The organism is Bacillus massiliigorillae (assembly GCF_000380245.2).
GTDB classification, from domain to species: Bacteria; Bacillota; Bacilli; order Bacillales; family DSM-1321; genus Bacillus_AD; species Bacillus_AD massiliigorillae.
In genome coordinates this window covers 2,470,174-2,489,833 of the sequence record NZ_HG428741.1, presented here as the reverse complement: position 1 = coordinate 2,489,833, position 19,660 = coordinate 2,470,174, and the positions used below count along the sequence as shown (strand labels likewise).

The following is a 19,660-nucleotide window of genomic DNA, read 5'->3' as shown; positions in this document are numbered from 1 at the left end:
AAGCTGAGGATTCACGTTCTCAGCTTCACATTACATGATAAAAGTAACAAGACTGAATGGAAAAAGCTATAATATTAACGCTTTATACATAGAAATGGTTGAAAGTAATCCTGATACAACAATTACACTAACTAATGGTAAGAAACTAGTAGTGAAGGAAACAGAAGAAGATATATTGGAATCTATACATAGCTATTATAAATCTATTTCAATGTTTGGTCGTCAGGAAACAATGGGGGGGTACGATGAAGAAGAATAAGCTTTTAATGATTATGCTTGGAGTATTAATTGCGATTACGCTAGTTGGTGTGATTGCGCTTGTAATCATTATCAAATCAGATGAAAGTGGGGCTGAAGGTAAGGAGCCTTCGGCAGATGAACTCGTAAAGGTTTCGATGGAAGTACCGGAGATAACAACGAACTTGGCGGATAATGGATTTATTAAAATAAAATTTATGATTCAAGCGAATGACAAGGATGCGAAAATAGAATTAGAGAAACGTAATTTCCAGGTGCAGAATATTATAATAGCAGAGTTATCTGAATTGAAAGCTAGTGACTTTAAAGGTAAAAAAGGACAAGAGAATTTGCAAGAAAAATTAAAAACGAGAATAAACAGCATAATGCAAACAGGAAGTGTAGAAAAGGTATATATTACCTCCTCGATTATCCAATAAAGTATTGCTGCTCGGGCTTTAATTTTTTGCGATATTGGGGGTGAGGATCTTTGGCTGAGGTGTTATCACAGAAAGAAATTGATGCATTGCTTTCTGCTATCTCTACTGGTGAAATGGATGCAGATGAATTAAAAAAAGAAGAAACTGAGAAAAAAGTAAAAGTATATGATTTTAAGAGAGCTTTACGTTTTTCAAAAGATCAAATTCGTAGTTTAACTCGTATACATGAGAATTTTGCTAGATTATTAACTACATTTTTTTCTGCACAATTAAGAACATATGTGCAAATAACGGTTGCTTCGGTGGATCAAATACCGTATGAGGAATTTATTCGGTCTGTACCTAAAATGACGATATTGAATGTATTTGAAGTGCCTCCTTTAGATGGAAGAATCGTGATGGAAATTAATCCACATATTGCTTACGCTATGATGGATCGCGTATTGGGTGGAAGAGGTGCTAGTGTTAATAAAGTTGATAGTTTAACAGAAATTGAAACAAAAATAATGTCTAATTTGTTTGAACGTGGAGCAGAAAACTTACAAGAAGCTTGGGCGAATATAGTAGATATAGATCCTATACTATCTGAATTTGAAGTAAATCCGCAGTTTTTACAAATGGTGTCACCAAACGAAACGGTTATTGTTATTTCTTTAAATACACAGATTGGTGAAGTGACAGGAATGATTAATATATGTATTCCACACGTTGTTTTAGAGCCAATTATTCCTAATTTATCTGTACATTATTGGATGCAATCAATTAAAAAAGAAAGACAACCTGGTGAAATTGAAATTTTAGAGAAACGTATTAAAGGGGCTGAACTACCTGTTGTGGCCGAAATTGGAACAACAGAAATTTCAATAAGAGATTTTTTGTTGCTGGATTTGGGAGATATTATAGATTTGAATGCACATTTGGAAAGCCCATATTTAATAAAAGTAGGAGATACGCCTAAATTTATTGGTCAACCTGGACTGGTTGGTAAAAAAATGGCCATCCAAATTTTAGATACCTTTAGGGGGGGAGACGACGAAGATGATAAGTGAAGATATGTTATCTCAAGATGAAATTAACGCTTTGTTAAATGGCTTAAACGATGATGATGACCTTGGGGTAGAAACTCCTCCTATTAGTGAATATTTAAGTCCTGTTGAACAAGATGCACTAGGTGAAATTGGAAATATATCTTTCGGGAGTTCAGCTACTGCACTGTCTACATTATTAAGACAAAAGGTGGATATTACTACTCCAACTGTTACATTAATAGAACGGAAATATTTGAAAGAAGAGTTTCCACAACCATACGTTGCTATTCAAGTCAACTATACAGCTGGTTTTGATGGTTTGAATTTATTGGTTATTAAACAAAGTGATGCTGCCATTATTGCAGATTTAATGCTTGGTGGAGATGGAAAAAGTCCATCAGATTTATTAGATGAAATACAATTAAGTGCGGTACAAGAAGCGATGAATCAAATGATGGGTTCGGCTGCTACTTCTATGTCTACTATATTTAATAAAAAGGTTGACATTTCACCACCTAGTATTGATTTATTAAATATTCTTACTGGTCAAGGAGAGGATGCCATTCCACCTGACAATCTATTGGTAAAAGTTTCTTTTAGGTTAAGAATAGGAGATTTAATAGATTCTAATATTATGCAATTATTACCTGTTAAATTTGCGAAGGATCTAGTAAGTGAATTAATGCAAACAACATCTGATGTAGAAGAAATTCAACAAAGTGAACCGAGTGCATCTTATTCAGAGCCAACTTCGCAAATGATGAATACGTATGTTGAACAACCAATTAGTCAGGAACAGTATATGGCACCGCCACCAGTAATGCCGCAACAGGGTGCACCACAGCAAAGTGGACCTCAGCATTACGGCTCTCAATATGCGCAGCCGTCACAACCGGTAAATGTTCAACCAGCAAGTTTTTCAAGTTTTCAACCATATCAATTGCAAGCTTCTGAGGCGAAAAACCTTGATATGCTTTTAGATATACCGTTACAAGTTACTGTTGAATTAGGTAGAACAAAGAAAACAGTAAAAGAAATACTAGAACTTTCCAGTGGGTCCATTGTAGAATTAGATAAATTAGCTGGGGAACCAGTTGATATTCTTGTGAATAATCGATTGATTGCAACGGGAGAAGTTGTGGTTATTGATGAAAACTTTGGAGTTCGTGTAACAGATATTATAAGTCAATCAGATCGAATTAAAAAATTACGATAATGCATGGGGGTAACTGTAGATGGGACAAAGAATTTTAATCGTAGATGATGCAGCATTTATGAGAATGATGATTAAAGACATCCTTACGAAGAATGGTTTTGAAGTAGTAGCTGAAGCTGCGGATGGTGCGCAAGCAGTTGAGAAATATAAAGAAACACAACCTGATTTAGTAACAATGGATATTACAATGCCTGAAATGGATGGCATTACTGCGTTAAAGCAAATTAAACAAATTAATCCATCAGCTAGAGTTATCATGTGTTCAGCGATGGGACAGCAAGCAATGGTAATCGATGCAATTCAAGCTGGCGCACGTGACTTTATTGTAAAGCCATTCCAAGCTGATCGTGTTATTGAAGCAATCAATAAAACATTAAGCTAAATTTTCATTTGCCCCCTATTTGAGATTCTATTTATTTAGTAGAACAGATAATAGGGGACATATTTCAATGAAATGGTTGTTTGTTATTTTAAATATTCGATGACTTTGAAGGGTATTTCTTTATATTCAACAGTAAGAGGGAGTAAGTAATTTTGACTTTCATAACAAAAATGATTAAAGCGTTTTGTATAGTAATCTTTCTATCATTTTCATATTTAGGTGTTGCTAATGCTGAGCAAATAGATAAATCTGTTAAAGAAGCTTATGCTGATCCAGAACAATCAAAAGAGAAAAAAACTGAAGATAAAACTCCTTCAGAGAATGTTTATAACACTAAGACTTCTTCAACAAACTTCACATTTTCAGATTTTTTCCGCATGATTGCTGCAACTATCTTTGTAGTTGCTCTTCTTTATTTTATGCTTCGCTTTATGAATAATAAAACTAAAGGTTATCAAAAAGGAAATTTAATTACAAATTTAGGTGGTACAAGTTTAGGGAGTAATAAATCAATTCAAATTGTTAAAATTGGTGAAAAAGTCTATGTTGTTGGGGTCGGAGAAGATGTACAACTCCTCACAGAAATCAAAAATGAAGATGAAATCGAACAGATTTTAGCTACTTATAATCAAAAGGTAGATCAGAAATTAGTTCCTTCAGATATCATAACAAAATGGTATAAAAAAATTAAAAATGAACCGGTTAAAAATGATCCGTTCACTGAACAATTAAAGGAACAATTAAATGAAATGAAAAATAATCGTAAGCAATTACGTGAAGTAATAGAAAAGAAGGTGAACACTGATAATGAATGAGTTTATGGAATTCTTTAATAACAGTGATCCTTCTAATGTATCTGTTTCTATTAAAATGATGCTAGTTCTTACTGTTTTATCGTTAGCTCCTAGTATATTAATTCTCATGACTTGTTTTACTAGAATTATTATCGTACTTGGTTTTGTTAGAACTTCACTAGCAACTCAGCAAATGCCACCTACACAGGTGTTAGTAGGTATCGCTTTATTTATGACATTTTTTATCATGGCACCTACTTTTCATGAGGTAAATAAACAAGCATTAACTCCTTTATTTAAGGAAGAGATTAATTTAGAACAAGCCTATGAGAAGGCATCGGTTCCTTTTAAAGAGTTTATGAGTGCTAATACAAGACAGAAGGATTTAGAATTATTTCTTTCATATGCAAAAATAGAAAGGCCAGAAAGTATAAAAGATATTCCATTAACGGCGATGGTTCCTGCTTTTGCTATTAGTGAAATAAAAACAGCATTTCAAATTGGATTTATGATATTTATTCCGTTTCTAGTAATAGACATGATTGTCGCCAGTGTTTTGATGTCGATGGGTATGATGATGTTACCTCCGGTGATGATTTCATTGCCTTTTAAAATATTGTTATTTGTTTTAGTTGATGGTTGGTATTTAGTAGTGAAATCTTTATTACAAAGTTTTTAGTTGGTGAAAAAATGAGTCCAGAATTTGTAATTAATGTAGCAGAAAGAGGTATATACACAGTATTAATCATTAGTGGACCACTTCTTATACTTGCTCTTGTAATTGGTTTAATAGTTAGTATTTTTCAGGCGACTACACAGATTCAAGAACAAACATTAGCGTTCGTTCCGAAAATAGTTGCTGTATTATTAGGATTAATTATCTTTGGTCCGTGGATGTTAACGCATATGATTTCTTATGCAAGTGAGATTTTTTCAAATTTAAATAGGTTTATAGGGTAATACAATGGAGGCGATTATTCCTTCATTATCTGGATTTTTATTAGTTTTTGTGCGAATAACGTCGTTTTTTGTAACGATGCCTATATTCTCATATAGAACTATTCCAGCTACTCATCGTATTGGATTAAGTTTTTTTCTAGCTTGGATTATGTATTATACAATCGATATTCCAAATATTGCTTTTGATGAAACATATATATTGCTTGTTTTGAAAGAAGCTTTGGTTGGAGTAATGATTGGTTTTGTGGCGTATATGATTTTAACAGCTATTCAAATAGCTGGTGGCTTTATCGATTTTCAAATGGGATTCGCGATAGCAAATGTCATAGATCCTCAAACGGGTGTACAAAATCCGTTGATGGGTCAATATTTATATACAGTATCACTTTTATTTTTATTAGCTACTAATGGTCACCATCTTTTATTAGATGGAATATTTTACAGTTATGATTTTATTCCGATTAATCAAGTCTTTATACATTTTGGAAGTCAAGATTTACTAGATTTTGTAGTTAGAAGCTTTAACCAATCGTTTATCATTGCTTTTCAAATGGCTATTCCAGTTGTAGGTAGCTTGTTTATCGTCGATGTAGCACTTGGTATTGTTGCTCGAACAGTGCCTCAATTAAATATATTTGTTGTTGGTATACCTATTAAAATAGCTGTAAGTTTTCTTGTTTTGCTAATTGTAATTGGTGTAATGATGACGGTTGTAGGACATCTGTTTGAATATACACTTGTGACGATGAGAGGGTTAATGGAATTGATTGGAGGTACATAGATGGAACGGCTTTCACTTGACTTACAGTTTTTTTCTGGTGAGAAGACTGAAAAAGCTACGCCTAAGAAACGACAAGATTCTAGGAAAAAAGGACAAGTCGCTAAAAGTCAGGATGTTAATACAGCGATTGTATTGCTAGTTGGGTTTTCATTATTATCCTTCTTAGGTGGTTATTTAAAAGATATTGTAACAGAGATATTTAGAGTCTCTTTTGAAGAATTTATGTTAATGCCATTAACAGAAGCGAATTTGCACATTATATTCTTGCAAATGGTGGAAAAAGCCGCTTATTTTATGGCTCCCATAATGGGAGCAGTGCTACTAGGTGGAGTTATAGCGAATTATATTCAAGTTGGTTTTATGTTTTCACCTGAAGCAATTCAGTTTAAATTAAGTAAGTTAGATCCAATTCAAGGCTTTAAAAGAATATTTGCATTAAGAGCAATTGTTGAATTACTAAAATCGATTTTAAAAATCTCATTAGTAGGTTTAGTAGTGTTTTGGGTGATTTGGGGAAGGATGGATGAAATACTAATTCTTTCTCAAAAATCTATAGGAGCAGCACTAGCGACAATTGCGGATATAACAGTAAAAGTAGGTCTTTATGCATCAGTAGTTTTGTTAGTTTTAGCACTTTTTGATTATTTTTATCAAAAATATGATTTTGAGAAAAATATTCGGATGTCAAAACAAGATATTAAAGATGAACATAAAAATATAGAAGGTGATCCATTAATAAAATCTAGAATTAAGCAACGACAACGTGAAATGGCTATGCAAAGAATGATGCAAGAAGTTCCTCATGCGGATGTTGTAATTACTAATCCAACACACTTTGCGGTAGCGATTAAGTATGATGAAGAAAAAATGGATGCTCCTTATGTAGTTGCAAAAGGTGTGGACTTTATCGCACAGAAAATAAAGTTAATTGCTAAAGAAAATGATGTCATTACTGTAGAGAATCGTCCTTTAGCACGAGCACTTTATGATCAAACGGACATTGGTCAAGTCATACCTGAAGAATTTTTTAAAGCTATGGCTGAACTTCTTGCTTTCGTTTATAAGACGAAAGGTAAAATTTAATATTTATGCGAAGTTTATGAAAGTGACCATATTATAGAATCTTAAAGTTGAATGTTCCGATTTTCCATTTAATATGGACGTTTAATCTTATAAATGTTTGTTAGGAGAGAAAAAGATGAAAGCAAGAGATTTATCAGTTTTAATTTCTGTCATTTTAATCATAGCCATGCTCGTTATTCCTTTACCTACATGGCTTTTAAGTTTCCTTATACTTTGTAATATTTCTCTTGCTCTTATTGTTCTGCTAACTACTATGAATATGAAAGAGCCTTTAGAGTTTTCGATTTTTCCTTCTTTACTATTATTAATGACTTTGTTTCGTCTAGGCTTGAATGTCTCTACCACTCGTGCCATTTTATCGACTGGAGATGCAGGTGAAGTTGTAAAAACATTTGGTTCATTTGTTATTGGTGGTAATGTCCTTGTTGGTATGGTAGTTTTCTTAATTTTAATTATCATTCAATTCATCGTTATTACAAAAGGTTCTGAGCGTGTTTCGGAAGTTGCAGCGCGTTTTACATTAGATGCGATGCCGGGTAAGCAAATGAGTATAGATGCAGATTTAAATGCGGGTTTAATATCAGATAAAGAAGCTCGTGAACGTCGTGAAAAAATTAGTAGTGAAGCAGATTTTTATGGTTCAATGGATGGTGCTAGTAAATTTGTTAAAGGGGATGCCATTGCGGGAATCATTATCGTAATTGTTAATTTAACAGTCGGTATGATTATTGGAGTAACACAATTGGATTTAAGCTTTGGGGAATCAGCTACGCATTTTGCACTTTTAACAGTAGGTGACGGAATTGTAACGCAAGTGCCGGCATTATTAATTTCTACTGCTACAGGTATTATTGTTACAAGAGCCGCTTCTAATGGTAATTTAGGAGAAGATATTACTTCACAATTATCTGCTTATCCTAAGATGATGTATATTACCGGGGGAACCATCCTATTATTAGGATTATTGACCCCGATTAGTAGTATGTACACAATCCCTATTGCATTACTTTTAATTGTTGGAGGATATTTAGTTAATCGTAAACCTGTTCAAGATCAGGAAGAATTAGAGGAAATAGAGGAAGAATTGCATACAGATGAGATGAAAAGTCCTGAAAGTGTTGTTAATTTGCTAAGTGTTGACCCAATTGAATTTGAATTTGGTTATGGATTGATTCCTCTAGCTGATACGAATCAAGGTGGGGATTTATTAGATCGAGTTGTTATGATAAGACGTCAGCTAGCAATAGAAATGGGCCTAGTTATACCTGTCGTAAGAATAAGAGATAATATTCAATTGAATCCAAATGAATACCGATTGAAAATAAAAGGAAGTGAAATGGCTCGAGGTGAGCTCCTACTAGACCATTATTTAGCAATGAGTCCAGGTACGGATGATGATATAATTGAAGGTATAGATACCATTGAACCGTCGTTTGGATTACCAGCTAAATGGATTAGTGAAGATATGAAGGAACAAGCGGAAATGTTAGGATACACCGTTGTTGATCCGCCGAGTGTTGTTTCTACTCACATTACAGAAGTAATTAAGAGTAATGCTCATATGTTAATTGGTAGACAGGAAACAAAACAATTAGTCGACCATTTAAATGAGTCTTCACCAATTTTAGTAGAAGAAGTAACACCAAATCCTTTATCAGTCGGGGAAGTACAAAAGGTCCTTTCAAAATTGTTAAAAGAAAAGATTTCAATTCGCAACTTGCCAATTATTTTTGAAACATTAGCGGATTATGGGAAAATGACGAATGACACGGATTTATTGACTGAATATGTAAGGCAGAATTTAGCTCGTCAAATTACTCACCAATATTTAAATGATGAAAATTCATTAAAAGTTATTACGATATCAGGAAAGGTAGAAAAGATGGTAGCTGATTCTGTACAACAAACAGAACATGGTAATTTTCTATCAATGGATCCAAATGATACGCAAGAAATATTAACATCATTAGCTTCAAGACTGGAGGACTTAACATTAATGGATCAAGTACCTATCGTAATTTGTTCTCCTGCAGTAAGAATGTATATTAGGCAATTAACGGAAAGGTATTTCCCGAATGTTCCGATTATCTCTTACAATGAATTAGAAGCTGAAGTAGAAATACAGAGTGTAGGTGTGGTGAATGTAAGCTAATGAAAATAAAAAAATATCATGCTCCATCGATGAATCAAGCTATGGAGCAGATTAGATTAGAACTTGGCAAAGATGCTGTCATTTTAAATTCGAGAGTATTGTATTCGGGGGGATTTCTAGGTTTCTTTAAGAAAAGAAGTATTGAAGTAGTTGCTGCAATCGATCCACAATCAAATATTGAGCAATTGCCTTCTTTAAAAGAAAAGCAGAAAAAAAGTCATATTTCAAATGTCACACCGTTCAAAGAAATCTCACCTATAAAGATTAATGATTTTGGGAATAAAGAAATATTGCATCATCCCACTCAAGAGACAGTATTGAAGGAAATTACAGATTTAAAGAAAATTGTAAAAAACATAAATGTAATCAACAATAGTGCTTTACTAAGTGGTAATATCAAGAAAATGATTGATCGTTTAAAATCTCAGGACTTAGACCATGATGCTGTTACAGATATTGTTATTTTGTTAGAGGAGTCTGCTATAGATAATGAAATTTCTTATGAAGAATGTATCGCACTCACGAAAAATTATTTATTATCTAAGCTACCCATACAGTCCGATATTTTGTTTCAAAAAAAATATATAAATGTTGTGGGACCTACAGGAGTAGGAAAAACAACTACACTTGCTAAACTAGCAGCCGAAAGTGTGTTAAAGCATAAAAAAAAGGTTGCTTTTATTACAACTGATACATACCGAATTGCAGCAATTGACCAGTTAAAGACTTATGCAAAAATATTAAATGTTCCAATTGAAATTGCATATAATTTGGAAGACTTTAAAAAAGCCACAGAACGTTTTTCACATTATGACCTTGTTTTTATTGATACAGCAGGTAGAAATTTTCGCAATCCTGATTATGTCACAGATTTAAAAGATATCATTTCATTTGATGATGAGATGGAAACGTTTCTTGTCTTATCTTTAGCTAGTAAGCAAAGTGACATGGAGGTAATTTTAGAACAGTTTTCATTAATTAATATATCTCACTTTATTTTTACGAAGGTTGATGAAACTGCTTCATATGGTGCGATGTATAACATGATGACAAAGTATAAAATTAATGCTGCATATTTAACGAATGGTCAAAATGTACCAGATGATATTGAAAAAGCTCAATCTAGCATTATTGTGGAAACTATCCTTGGAGTAAGAGTAAATGAAAGATCAAGCTGAGAATCTACGTATTCGAGTATTGCAAAGTAGTGCACAGAAGCATGCTAAAACGTTAGCGGTTGTAAGTGGTAAAGGTGGCGTAGGAAAATCGAATTTTTCGTTAAATTTCTCCATTTTATTATCAAAAAAAGGTAAGCGAGTGTTACTATTTGATATGGATATAGGTATGGGGAATATTAATATTTTACTAGGAAATATTACACAAAGAACAATCGTAGATTTTTTTCAAAAGGAAGTGTCAATTCAAGAGGTTATTACAAAAGTCTCAGATAACATGTCGATTATTTGTGGGGGAACAGGATTATCTACATTTTTTACTATGAGTGAAACTGATTTTGAGAGATTTGTTAATGAGTTTTCAAAAATTCAGAATGAATATGATTATATAATTTTTGATCTCGGAGCTGGTATATCAAAAGAGTCATCAGATTTTTTGAAATGTGTAGATGAAATTGTGACAATTACTACACCAGAGCCTACCTCTATTATGGATGCTTATTCTATGATTAAATATCTACACTTTCTGAATGAACAACTTCCAGTTTATATTGTTTGTAATAGAGTTCAGCGAAATAATCAAGGGAGAGATACCATTATTAGGCTACAAAATACAGTTAATCGATTTTTGGAAAAAGAAATAATATCTCTAGGTTCTCTACCAGATAGCAGGGTGGTATTGAAAGCTGTTACGGCACAAACACCCTTTACAATATTAAATCCGAAAGCTGATATTAGTGCTGCATTAGATCAATTAACTACAAGTTATTTATCAAATTCTTTTAATGAAGAAAAACCAGTGACAAAAAAATCCTTTCTAGATAAGTTGCAAAATTTTTTCATTGGAAGGTAGGTATGTCCTATGGAGAAAATAAAAGTTCTCATTGTCGAAGATTCAGCATTTATGAGAAAACTCATAACGGATTTTTTATCAGAAGCTGATCGTATTGAAGTAATTGGTACTGCTCGTAATGGCAAGGATGCCATTGGAAAAATAAAAAAGTGGCGTCCTGATGTCGTAACAATGGACATTGAAATGCCAATAATGAATGGCATAGAAGCTTTGAAAGTAATTATGAATGAATGTCCTGTTCCCGTAATTTTTCTCTCAAGTTCTACGGATTTAGGTGCTGATAAAACTTGTTTAGCTATGCAATATGGAGCTTTTGATTTTATTGCTAAACCATCCGGCTCAATATCGCTAGATTTGCATAAAATTAAAGATGAATTAATAGCTAAAATAACAGCTGCTGGTACAACTAATGTAGCTTTATTACAGAAAAGTACAGTCGTAGAGAAACAGCCGAAATTACATAATCAAATGGTAAACAAGGTGAATCAAGTTCAAAATCATTCGACAATAGGGTTATCCTGGAAAGACACAAAAAAGATTATAGCGATAGGGACTTCTACTGGAGGTCCACGAGCATTGCAATATGTTCTTACAAATCTTCCGAGAGACATAAATGCACCTATTGTAGTCGTACAACATATGCCAGCAGGATTTACAAAATCATTGGCTAATCGATTGAATAATCTTTCGGAAATTTCCGTAAAAGAAGCGGAAGATGGAGAGACTCTGGAAAAAGGAACAGCTTATATTGCACCTGGTGGTTATCATTTGAAAGTTAATAAGCGAGGAACAGAACTCTTTGCAAAGCTGGACCAAACTCAAACAAGAAACGGTCATCGCCCATCCGTTGATGTATTATTTGAATCTTTAAGTGAAATAACGGAATACTCTATAATCGCAGTTATTATGACTGGTATGGGGAATGATGGTTCAAAAGGATTAGTAGCTCTTAATAGAAATCAACAGACAAAATGCATTGCAGAATCTGAAGAAAGCTCTATAGTATTTGGAATGCCAAAAGCAGCGATTGCTACTAATCTAGTGGATGTTATAGAGAACGTCGAAAATATTGCTCAAGCAATAAGTAAATATTGCTAAACTTTGAGGGGTGCTGCTATATGGATATGAATCAATATTTAGAGGTGTTTATTGATGAAAGCAAAGAACACCTACAAACCTGTAATGAACAGTTATTAGAGTTAGAAAAAAACCCTGAAAACTTATCAATTATTAATGAAATTTTCCGATCTGCTCACACGCTAAAGGGTATGTCAGCAACAATGGGATATGAAGATTTAGCTAATCTTACACATAAAATGGAAAATGTTTTAGACGCTATGCGTAATAATAAAATTACTGTAACTGCTGAAATATTGGATGTTGTTTTTGCTGCAGTAGATCACCTTGAGGAAATGGTATTAAGTATAGCATCTGGTGGCGATGGCAAGAGGGATGTTACAGAAACTGTTAATCAGCTTTTAGCGATAGAAAAAGGAGAATCTCCGAGTACGAGTGTAACTGCTAAACAAGAAGTTTCTGCAACTACAACTGAGAAAATAAATCATACATTAAAAAGCACCTATGATGAATTTGAATATACAGTCCTTGAACAATCTAAGGAACAAGGCTTTTCAAGTTATGAAATTACAGTTTATTTACGAGAAGACTGTTTATTGAAGGTAGCTCGAGTGTTTATGGTTTTTGAGGTACTGGAGAAATTAGGGGAAGTAATAAAGTCAACTCCATCATCTGAGCAGTTAGAAGAAGAACAATTCGATTTAGAATTCACAGTCACTTTTATTACGAAAGAAAGTGCAGATGAGCTTCAAGCTAGAATAATGAAGGTTTCTGAAGTTGATAAAGTTGAAGTTCAACCACTAAACTTGGATGCGATTAAAAATAAAGAGAGTCAGGTAAGTATTGAAGAACCTCAAGTTGTAAAAGCAGCTGAAATTGTTGCTGAAGGACCTGTAAAATCAGCATCTGAGAATTCGAATGAAAAGAAGCAAGCCCATACTAAAGCAGCAAATGTTAATAAAACGATTCGTGTAAATATAGAACGTTTAGATATATTAATGAACCTTTTTGAAGAGTTAGTAATTGATAGAGGAAGATTAGAGCAAATTTCGCGAGAATTAAATAATCAAGATTTACATGAAACAGTAGAACGAATGACACGTATTTCAGGTGACTTACAAGCAATTATCTTAAATATGCGAATGGTACCTGTTGAAACAGTATTTAACCGATTCCCAAGAATGGTTAGACAATTAGCTCGAGATTTGAATAAAAAGATACACCTAGAAATTATCGGGGCGGAAACAGAACTTGACCGAACGGTAATTGATGAAATTGGTGATCCGCTTGTTCACTTATTACGAAATGCTCTAGATCATGGAATTGAAACGCCAGAAGTTCGAATTGCAAATGGTAAAGAAGAAGAAGGTACGGTTGTACTAAAAGCATATCATAGTGGTAATCATGTCTTCATAGAAATTGAAGATGATGGAGCTGGAATAAGTAGAGAACGTGTATTGAAAAAAGCAATTTCTAAAGGGGTAATAAGCGAGCAAGTTGGAGCGACCTTATCTGACCGACAAGTATATGAATTGATTTTTGCTTCAGGATTCTCGACAGCTGAACAAATTTCAGATGTATCAGGACGTGGTGTTGGACTGGATGTAGTGAAAAACACAATTGAATCATTAGGTGGTTCAGTTTCAATTGATTCAAAAGAAGGAGAAGGAAGTGTCTTTTCGATTCAATTGCCGTTAACACTTTCTATTATTGCTGTTATGCTCGTTGAAATTCAAAAAGAGAAGTTCGCAATTCCACTTTCATCTATTATTGAAACAGCAATTGTTAAAAAAGATGAGATTATGAATGCGCATAATCAAAGAGTAATAGATTTCCGTGGTAAAGTCGTACCTTTATTAGACTTAAGTGAAATATTTGATGTACCTGTTTATGAAGAAGTAGATGAGTATATGTCGGTTGTTATTGTTCGAAAAGGAGATAAAATGGCTGGTTTAGTAGTAGACTCATTTATTGGACAGCAAGAAATTGTTCTTAAGTCTTTAGGTAATTATTTAACATCTGTTTTTGCAATCTCTGGAGCAACAATTTTGGGAGATGGTCAAGTAGCTTTAATTATTGATTGTAATGCACTTATTAAATAAAACGTAGGTGTGAAATGAATATACGTTTTGTATAAGGGGAGATTAGCGATGTCTCAAGCGATTGGTTTGTCCGATATGAAAGTTATTGTGTTTCAACTAAAGGAAAAAGAGTATGCGATACCGGTAAGTCAAGTGCGTGCCATTGAAAAAGTATTGCATATTACAAGAGTTCCCAATGCAGTACACTATGTGAAAGGAGTTATTAACCTTCGTGGGGTGGTAACTCCAATTATCGATTTACGAGCTAGATTCAATCTTGACGAAGAATATTCTGATGGCACAAGGATCATTATTGTTTCGTTAGATGATTTAGAGGTTGGTTTAGTCGTAGATGCAGCTAATGACGTAATTGATATTCCAAGTGAGAATATCGAACCACAACCAGGAGTTGTTGGAACGGATGAAGCGGACTTTATAACAGGAGTTGCAAAGCTAGAAAAACGATTATTAATTTTGATTGATTTAGAAAAAATATTAATTCCAGATAAAGTAGTCGATCGACATGGAGATGATAATTAACTATGTTTTCGATAGAGAATATATCATCTGTGCATCTTGATATATTGAAAGAAATTGGCAATATAGGAGCGGGTCACTCAGCGACAGCGCTGTCCACTTTGTTAGGAAGAAAGATTGAAATGAAAGTTCCAAGCGTAAGGGTAGTTACTTTTGATGAAATGATGGAGTTAGCGGGGGGACCTGATAATGTTGTAGCATGTGTTTTTTCTCGCATTAAAGGAAATGCACCCGGTAGCATGTTCTTTATTTTATCCATGGAGCAGGCAAATCTTTTTATTCGTAATATAACGGGTGATTCCGCCTTCCAATTTATTAAACCGCCTTATCCAGATATTGCTTTATCCGCATTAGAAGAAATTGGAAATATCTTGTCGAGTTCTTACCTTACATCGTTGTCTAATTTTACAAATTTAAAGCTTCTGCCATCTGTACCAGCACTTTCTATTGAAATGGCAGGAGCTGTTATAAGCTATGGATTAATTGAATTATCAAAAGTAAGTGATTACGCAATAGTTATTGATACGGCGCTAATTGAGGAAACTGCTTCCAATATTAATAGCGTCAATGGCCATGTCTTTTTACTACCTGATCCTGATTCTTTTGAAACGATTTTTTCTGCATTAGGAGTTCCTGTTAATGATTGAGAACTTAAAAATTATTAAAGTAGGAATAGCAGATATGAACATTGTATACCCTCCTTGTATAATTCGCACTGCTGGTCTTGGTTCTTGTGTAGGGGTAGTGCTTTATGATCAATGGAAGGAATTGGCTGGCATGGTTCATGTAATGTTGCCTGATTCCTCACTGGCAAAAGAGGGTCAATTGAACGTTGCTAAATATGCGGATACAGGTGTAAAGGAATTAGTAAAAAGATTACAAAATGAAGGAGCAAAAACTTCAATGTTGAAGGCCAAAATTGCAGGAGGAGCTCAAATGTTTCAGTTTTCTAGTGGTAATGATTTGATGAGAATTGGGCCACGAAATGTTGAAGCTGTTAAAAAAGTGTTGAATCAATTGAAAATTGAATTAATTGCTGAAGATTGTGGAGGGAACAACGGTAGAACTATTGAATTTAATCCGAAAACAAGATTATTAACAATAAGAACTGTTAATAAAGGAGTCAAAGAATTGTAATGATAGGGTCATTTAAAATTAATTTGGTATTTGGACTAGTTGGTTGTTTGCTTTTTGCCCTATTTTCATTTAGCTTACGCTTTCCTTTAGTAACATTATTGCATGCCGGAATAACGTTTATTATTTTCTATTTGTTTGCCTATTTAGTGAGATGGTTGTTAGGGATTGCTTTACAAGAAAATATTAACAATGATATTAACGAAATGGTTGAATCTAATCCGAATAAATCTATCATATCCGAACAAAAGTCTAATGAAGAAGATCTTCTTAATGAAGAGCATATTGCATCTGTTTCTAATTATGTGAAAGAGTTGATACGGGAAGATTAATTCGTCAGCGGAGTGCAAAGCTTTGCTTGCTATTTTTTAAATAGTATTTTTCGAAAAGTACAAAAAAACACTTTATCATGAGTGGTTAGGAGGGGAATAATGTCTCTAGTAGCTAATGAAGAAGAAATACATCAATGGTATAAGTGGATTCAAACCAAAGATTCGCAAGCAGGAGATTTTTTGGCTAAAAAATACATGCCTCTCGTTTCCTATCATGTACAACGCATTTCAGTTGGTTTACCGAAAAATGTATGTAGAGATGACTTAAGAAGTTTAGGAATGATGGGATTATTTAACGCATTAGAAAGATTTGATCCAGATAGAGATTTAAAATTCGATACATATGCATCATTTAGAATTAGGGGAACAATCTTAGACGGTTTACGGAAGGAAGATTGGTTACCTCGTAGTTCAAGAGAAAAAACCAAAAAGATTGAAAGTGTCATAGGAAAATTGGAGCAATCAAACATGAGGACAGTGACACCTGAAGAAATCGCGAATGAATTAAATATTACTCCTGATGAAGTCGTTTCGATTCTTAATGAGAATTTTTTTGCAAATGTTATCTCAGTTGATGAAAATCCATTAGATCAAGAGGATAAAGAAGGGAAAGGTTTCTTTTTAAAAGATGAAAAAGCTGTTCTTCCTGAAGAAAATGTATTACGTAGAGAATTATATGAAGAATTAGAAAAAGTAATCTTAACTCTTAATAGAAATGAGCAGCTTGTACTTCAATTATTTTATAAAGAAGAATTAACTTTAACGGAAATTGGAGAGGTAATGGATTTATCAACATCTAGAATCTCGCAAATTCACTCGAAATCAATTTTTAAACTGAGAAATATTCTTTCAAAAATAGTGTAGGAGTTATTGAGAGGAAGGAGAGCGAATTGTCATGAACAGCCTTTTCGATATTCATGTGTCGAAGGATCGTTTAACGGCTGAGATTTCTTTGAAAAACGACATCGTTGAAGATGCTGAAATCACAGTTGATCAACTTAAAGAGATGCTTAAAGAGAGAAAAGTTGTATTTGGGATTAAACAAGATGTATTAGAAAAAATATGTAAAGATAAGTATGAAGTTGATTATCCTATTATAGTAGCGGAAGGTATAAAGCCTGAAAAAGGTAGGGATGGTTACCTTATCAACAAAACCGAAGTAGAAGAAAATCAAAAAACAGATGAAGATGATGGGAAAGTTTTTAATTTACGAAATGTCATGAAGATTAAATCGGTTAAGAATGGTCAACTTTTAGCTCAAATTGTTGAATCAACTATGGGGATTCCAGGTAGAGATGTATATGGTAATACTATACAGGCCAAAAATGGTAGACCTCTAAAGTTAAGAGCAGGAAAGAATGTTCTATATCATTTGGATAGTGTGTTTGCTACAATCGATGGTCAAATATCTATCACCCCTAATACAGTTAATGTATTACCAGTATTTGAAGTCAACGGAGATTTGGATTTAAAAACAGGTAATATTGATTTTATTGGAAATGTAGTTATTCGAGGGAATGTGCCAACGGGTTATATAATAAAAGCGGGCGGTGATATTAAAGTTACAGGGCTAGTTGAGGGAGCTACGTTAATAGCTGGTGGTTCAGTTTCAATTTCTGGTGGTGTAGCAGGAGCGTACAAAGGATCGATAGAAGCTGGTGTAGATATATTAGCTAACTATTTAAATCAGGCAACATGTAAAGCTGGACGTGATATTTCAGTTGAATCATATATTCTTCATAGTACGATTAGTAGTGGAGGAAAAGTAGTTTCCCGTAAAGGACATATTATTGGTGGAGAAACTTCTGCGTTAGAAAGTATCGAAGCAAACGATTTTGGTAATCAACATTATATGCAGACTATATTGTATGTGGGAAGCTCACCAAAAAATCTAGAAAGAGAAGCAGAGGTTTATAAAGAACTAAAACAAACACGAGAAGCATTAAAAAAATTAGGTTATCTTTTTGAACGAATTAAGAAGCGAGAGCGGACTCAAGGCTATATCACAGAACAAGATAAACTGTTGTTGAAAAAACAACAAGTAACGGTAGCTACTCAAAAACAATATTTTGAAGAATTAGAGCAAGAGCTTTTGCGTTTGAAAGGTGAAGGGCATATGGATGAAAGGGTTTTCTTAAAAGCTAAAGGTATCATTTATCCAAATGCTCAAATTCATTTTGGAAAGTATTCTAAACCTGTTCAAAGTAAAATACAAGCAGTGAAAATATATTTGGAGTATGGAGAAATTGTTTCTAGCCCGCTTTAAGGAGGGAGTTTATGAGTTTAAAGGCCATTGAAATGCAAATTGCTCTTCCGCGAACGCAGGATGTTGGTAAAATCCAAGAACAATTGCAACAAAGAAGTCAACTCACTCATGATTTAGCCGCCAGAGAGATGCAAAAGGAAACAGAGAAGAAAGAACATACTATTACTAAATATAAACAAAAAGAAGAAGTTCATTTAAAGCAAGATCATTCATCCCAACAATATGAGCAAAGTCATTCACAACATGATAATAAAAAAGAGAGCGCTGAAAAAGCGGAGAAAGTTATAAAACAAACACATCCTTATAAAGGGAATTCCATAGATTTTTCTGGATAGAGGGGCATAATGTTAACATTAATAACAACTTTAAGTATTATAGTACATTGCATAAGTATTTTTGCCATTATCATTTTATATTTAAGACAGAATCAATATAAAGATACAGAGAGAAAGATGGAAAAGCTCCGACGTGATATCGATGATATTTTTCAGGCTTATATGGTTGAAATGAAAGAAGAGAATAAAGAGATTGCAGATGCTTTAGAATCTTTGAAAAACGGTAAACCAATAACTAAAGAACCTGTAGTCTCTAAGGAAATCGACACAATACATATAAAAGAAACTAATGAAAAGGTTTTACCAGAGATTCAAACGAATATTTTGGTCAAGCCTTCTAAGCATGCAGTCGCTAATGCGTATAAGACAAATAAACAACTGAAAGCTAAAGATGTGGTGTATAAACCTCCGTATGAAGCAGTTAAGGATAAACTATCGATTGCAGAGGTAGACATAGCTCACGAAATAAGTGAACAGCAGAATCCAGGCTCTACGTTTCAACAGGCATTATTGGCTCAAGTTGATAAACATAAACCGAATAAAGAGAAAAAAACAACAGAAGAATTGATATTAGAGATGAATAGTGAAGGTTGTGGAATTGAAGAGATAGCTAAGAAACTCAATAAAGGAAAAACAGAAATTGAGCTGTTGCTGAAGTTCCATGCAAAATCTAAATTATAAAATAGCTTGATAAATATATTTGCCTATGCTATATTAATTCATGGTGTTAATACACACGTCTAATGATTTGATTAATAGGTGCTGTTACGACAGTTTTTAATCAAAGATGAGTTGGA

Annotated in this window: 23 protein-coding genes; all 23 read left to right on the top strand. The window is 33.5% G+C overall.

The window, feature by feature from the left end:
- Positions 1–34: 34 nt before the first annotated feature.
- The 23 genes from TX86_RS11460 to TX86_RS25780 all read left to right on the top strand — a co-directional run bounded on the left by TX86_RS11460 (position 35) and on the right by TX86_RS25780 (position 19,544).
- Entirely contained in the window at positions 35–259 is a 225-nt protein-coding gene (locus tag TX86_RS11460) for a flagellar FlbD family protein (RefSeq protein ID WP_042348910.1), read from the top strand.
- Positions 246–677: a flagellar basal body-associated protein FliL gene (gene fliL, locus TX86_RS11455; protein ID WP_042348908.1), complete on the top strand. Its 432-nt coding sequence runs from the start codon at positions 246–248 to the stop codon at positions 675–677. Before TX86_RS11460 ends, fliL begins: the two co-directional genes overlap by 14 nt.
- 50 nt (positions 678–727) lie before the next feature.
- Positions 728–1,726 (top strand): flagellar motor switch protein FliM, encoded by a 999-nt coding sequence (gene fliM, locus TX86_RS11450; RefSeq protein ID WP_042348907.1) that lies wholly within the window; start codon positions 728–730, stop codon positions 1,724–1,726.
- Positions 1,716–2,921 carry a flagellar motor switch phosphatase FliY gene (gene fliY, locus TX86_RS11445; RefSeq protein WP_042348906.1) on the top strand — a complete coding sequence of 402 codons (1,206 nt, stop codon included), beginning with the start codon at positions 1,716–1,718 and terminating at the stop codon, positions 2,919–2,921. Before fliM ends, fliY begins: the two co-directional genes overlap by 11 nt.
- A 19-nt stretch (positions 2,922–2,940) precedes the next feature.
- On the top strand, positions 2,941–3,303 hold the full coding sequence (gene cheY / locus TX86_RS11440) for a chemotaxis protein CheY (protein WP_042348904.1): 363 nt from the start codon (positions 2,941–2,943) through the stop codon (positions 3,301–3,303).
- A 152-nt stretch (positions 3,304–3,455) separates the two neighbouring features.
- Positions 3,456–4,118, top strand: a complete 663-nt coding sequence (locus TX86_RS11435) for a flagellar biosynthetic protein FliO (protein WP_052343645.1) — start codon at positions 3,456–3,458, stop codon at positions 4,116–4,118.
- A complete protein-coding gene (fliP, locus tag TX86_RS11430; protein WP_042348903.1) occupies positions 4,111–4,776 on the top strand; it encodes a flagellar type III secretion system pore protein FliP in 666 nt (221 codons plus the stop codon). The genes TX86_RS11435 and fliP overlap by 8 nt, the downstream gene beginning before the upstream one ends.
- 11 nt (positions 4,777–4,787) lie before the next feature.
- Positions 4,788–5,057 (top strand): flagellar biosynthesis protein FliQ, encoded by a 270-nt coding sequence (gene fliQ / locus TX86_RS11425; RefSeq protein ID WP_042350424.1) that lies wholly within the window; start codon positions 4,788–4,790, stop codon positions 5,055–5,057.
- A gap of 4 nt (positions 5,058–5,061) precedes the next feature.
- Positions 5,062–5,838, top strand: coding sequence for a flagellar biosynthetic protein FliR (gene fliR, locus TX86_RS26735; RefSeq protein WP_042348902.1), 777 nt, complete (start codon positions 5,062–5,064; stop codon positions 5,836–5,838).
- Complete coding sequence (gene flhB / locus TX86_RS26730) at positions 5,839–6,921, top strand: flagellar biosynthesis protein FlhB (protein WP_042348901.1); 1,083 nt, start codon at positions 5,839–5,841, stop codon at positions 6,919–6,921.
- 115 nt (positions 6,922–7,036) lie between these two features.
- Positions 7,037–9,073, top strand: a complete 2,037-nt coding sequence (flhA, locus tag TX86_RS11410) for a flagellar biosynthesis protein FlhA (RefSeq protein WP_042348900.1) — start codon at positions 7,037–7,039, stop codon at positions 9,071–9,073.
- The gene (flhF, locus tag TX86_RS11405; protein WP_042348899.1) at positions 9,073–10,251 is read left to right on the top strand and encodes a flagellar biosynthesis GTPase FlhF; all 1,179 of its coding nucleotides are present in this window, start codon (positions 9,073–9,075) and stop codon (positions 10,249–10,251) included. Before flhA ends, flhF begins: the two co-directional genes overlap by 1 nt.
- A complete protein-coding gene (locus TX86_RS11400; protein WP_042348898.1) occupies positions 10,235–11,101 on the top strand; it encodes a MinD/ParA family protein in 867 nt (288 codons plus the stop codon). Before flhF ends, TX86_RS11400 begins: the two co-directional genes overlap by 17 nt.
- 9 nt (positions 11,102–11,110) lie before the next feature.
- Complete coding sequence (locus TX86_RS11395) at positions 11,111–12,199, top strand: protein-glutamate methylesterase/protein-glutamine glutaminase (RefSeq protein WP_042348897.1); 1,089 nt, start codon at positions 11,111–11,113, stop codon at positions 12,197–12,199.
- Positions 12,200–12,219: 20 nt separating this feature from the next.
- Positions 12,220–14,280: a chemotaxis protein CheA gene (locus tag TX86_RS11390; protein WP_042348896.1), complete on the top strand. Its 2,061-nt coding sequence runs from the start codon at positions 12,220–12,222 to the stop codon at positions 14,278–14,280.
- A 48-nt stretch (positions 14,281–14,328) separates the two neighbouring features.
- A complete protein-coding gene (locus TX86_RS11385; protein ID WP_042348893.1) occupies positions 14,329–14,799 on the top strand; it encodes a chemotaxis protein CheW in 471 nt (156 codons plus the stop codon).
- Between the two features lie 2 nt (positions 14,800–14,801).
- On the top strand, positions 14,802–15,443 hold the full coding sequence (locus TX86_RS11380; RefSeq protein WP_042348891.1) for a chemotaxis protein CheC: 642 nt from the start codon (positions 14,802–14,804) through the stop codon (positions 15,441–15,443).
- Entirely contained in the window at positions 15,436–15,933 is a 498-nt protein-coding gene (locus TX86_RS11375; RefSeq protein ID WP_042348890.1) for a chemotaxis protein CheD, read from the top strand. Before TX86_RS11380 ends, TX86_RS11375 begins: the two co-directional genes overlap by 8 nt.
- The gene (locus tag TX86_RS11370; protein WP_042348888.1) at positions 15,933–16,262 is read left to right on the top strand and encodes a hypothetical protein; all 330 of its coding nucleotides are present in this window, start codon (positions 15,933–15,935) and stop codon (positions 16,260–16,262) included. The genes TX86_RS11375 and TX86_RS11370 overlap by 1 nt, the downstream gene beginning before the upstream one ends.
- A 99-nt stretch (positions 16,263–16,361) precedes the next feature.
- Positions 16,362–17,126: a FliA/WhiG family RNA polymerase sigma factor gene (locus TX86_RS11365; RefSeq protein WP_042348886.1), complete on the top strand. Its 765-nt coding sequence runs from the start codon at positions 16,362–16,364 to the stop codon at positions 17,124–17,126.
- Positions 17,127–17,157: 31 nt separating this feature from the next.
- A complete protein-coding gene (locus TX86_RS11360; protein ID WP_042348885.1) occupies positions 17,158–18,528 on the top strand; it encodes a flagellar assembly protein A in 1,371 nt (456 codons plus the stop codon).
- 11 nt (positions 18,529–18,539) lie between these two features.
- Positions 18,540–18,863: a hypothetical protein gene (locus TX86_RS11355; RefSeq protein WP_042348883.1), complete on the top strand. Its 324-nt coding sequence runs from the start codon at positions 18,540–18,542 to the stop codon at positions 18,861–18,863.
- A gap of 9 nt (positions 18,864–18,872) precedes the next feature.
- Positions 18,873–19,544: a hypothetical protein gene (locus TX86_RS25780; protein ID WP_052343644.1), complete on the top strand. Its 672-nt coding sequence runs from the start codon at positions 18,873–18,875 to the stop codon at positions 19,542–19,544.
- The last annotated feature ends 116 nt before the right edge of the window (positions 19,545–19,660 follow it).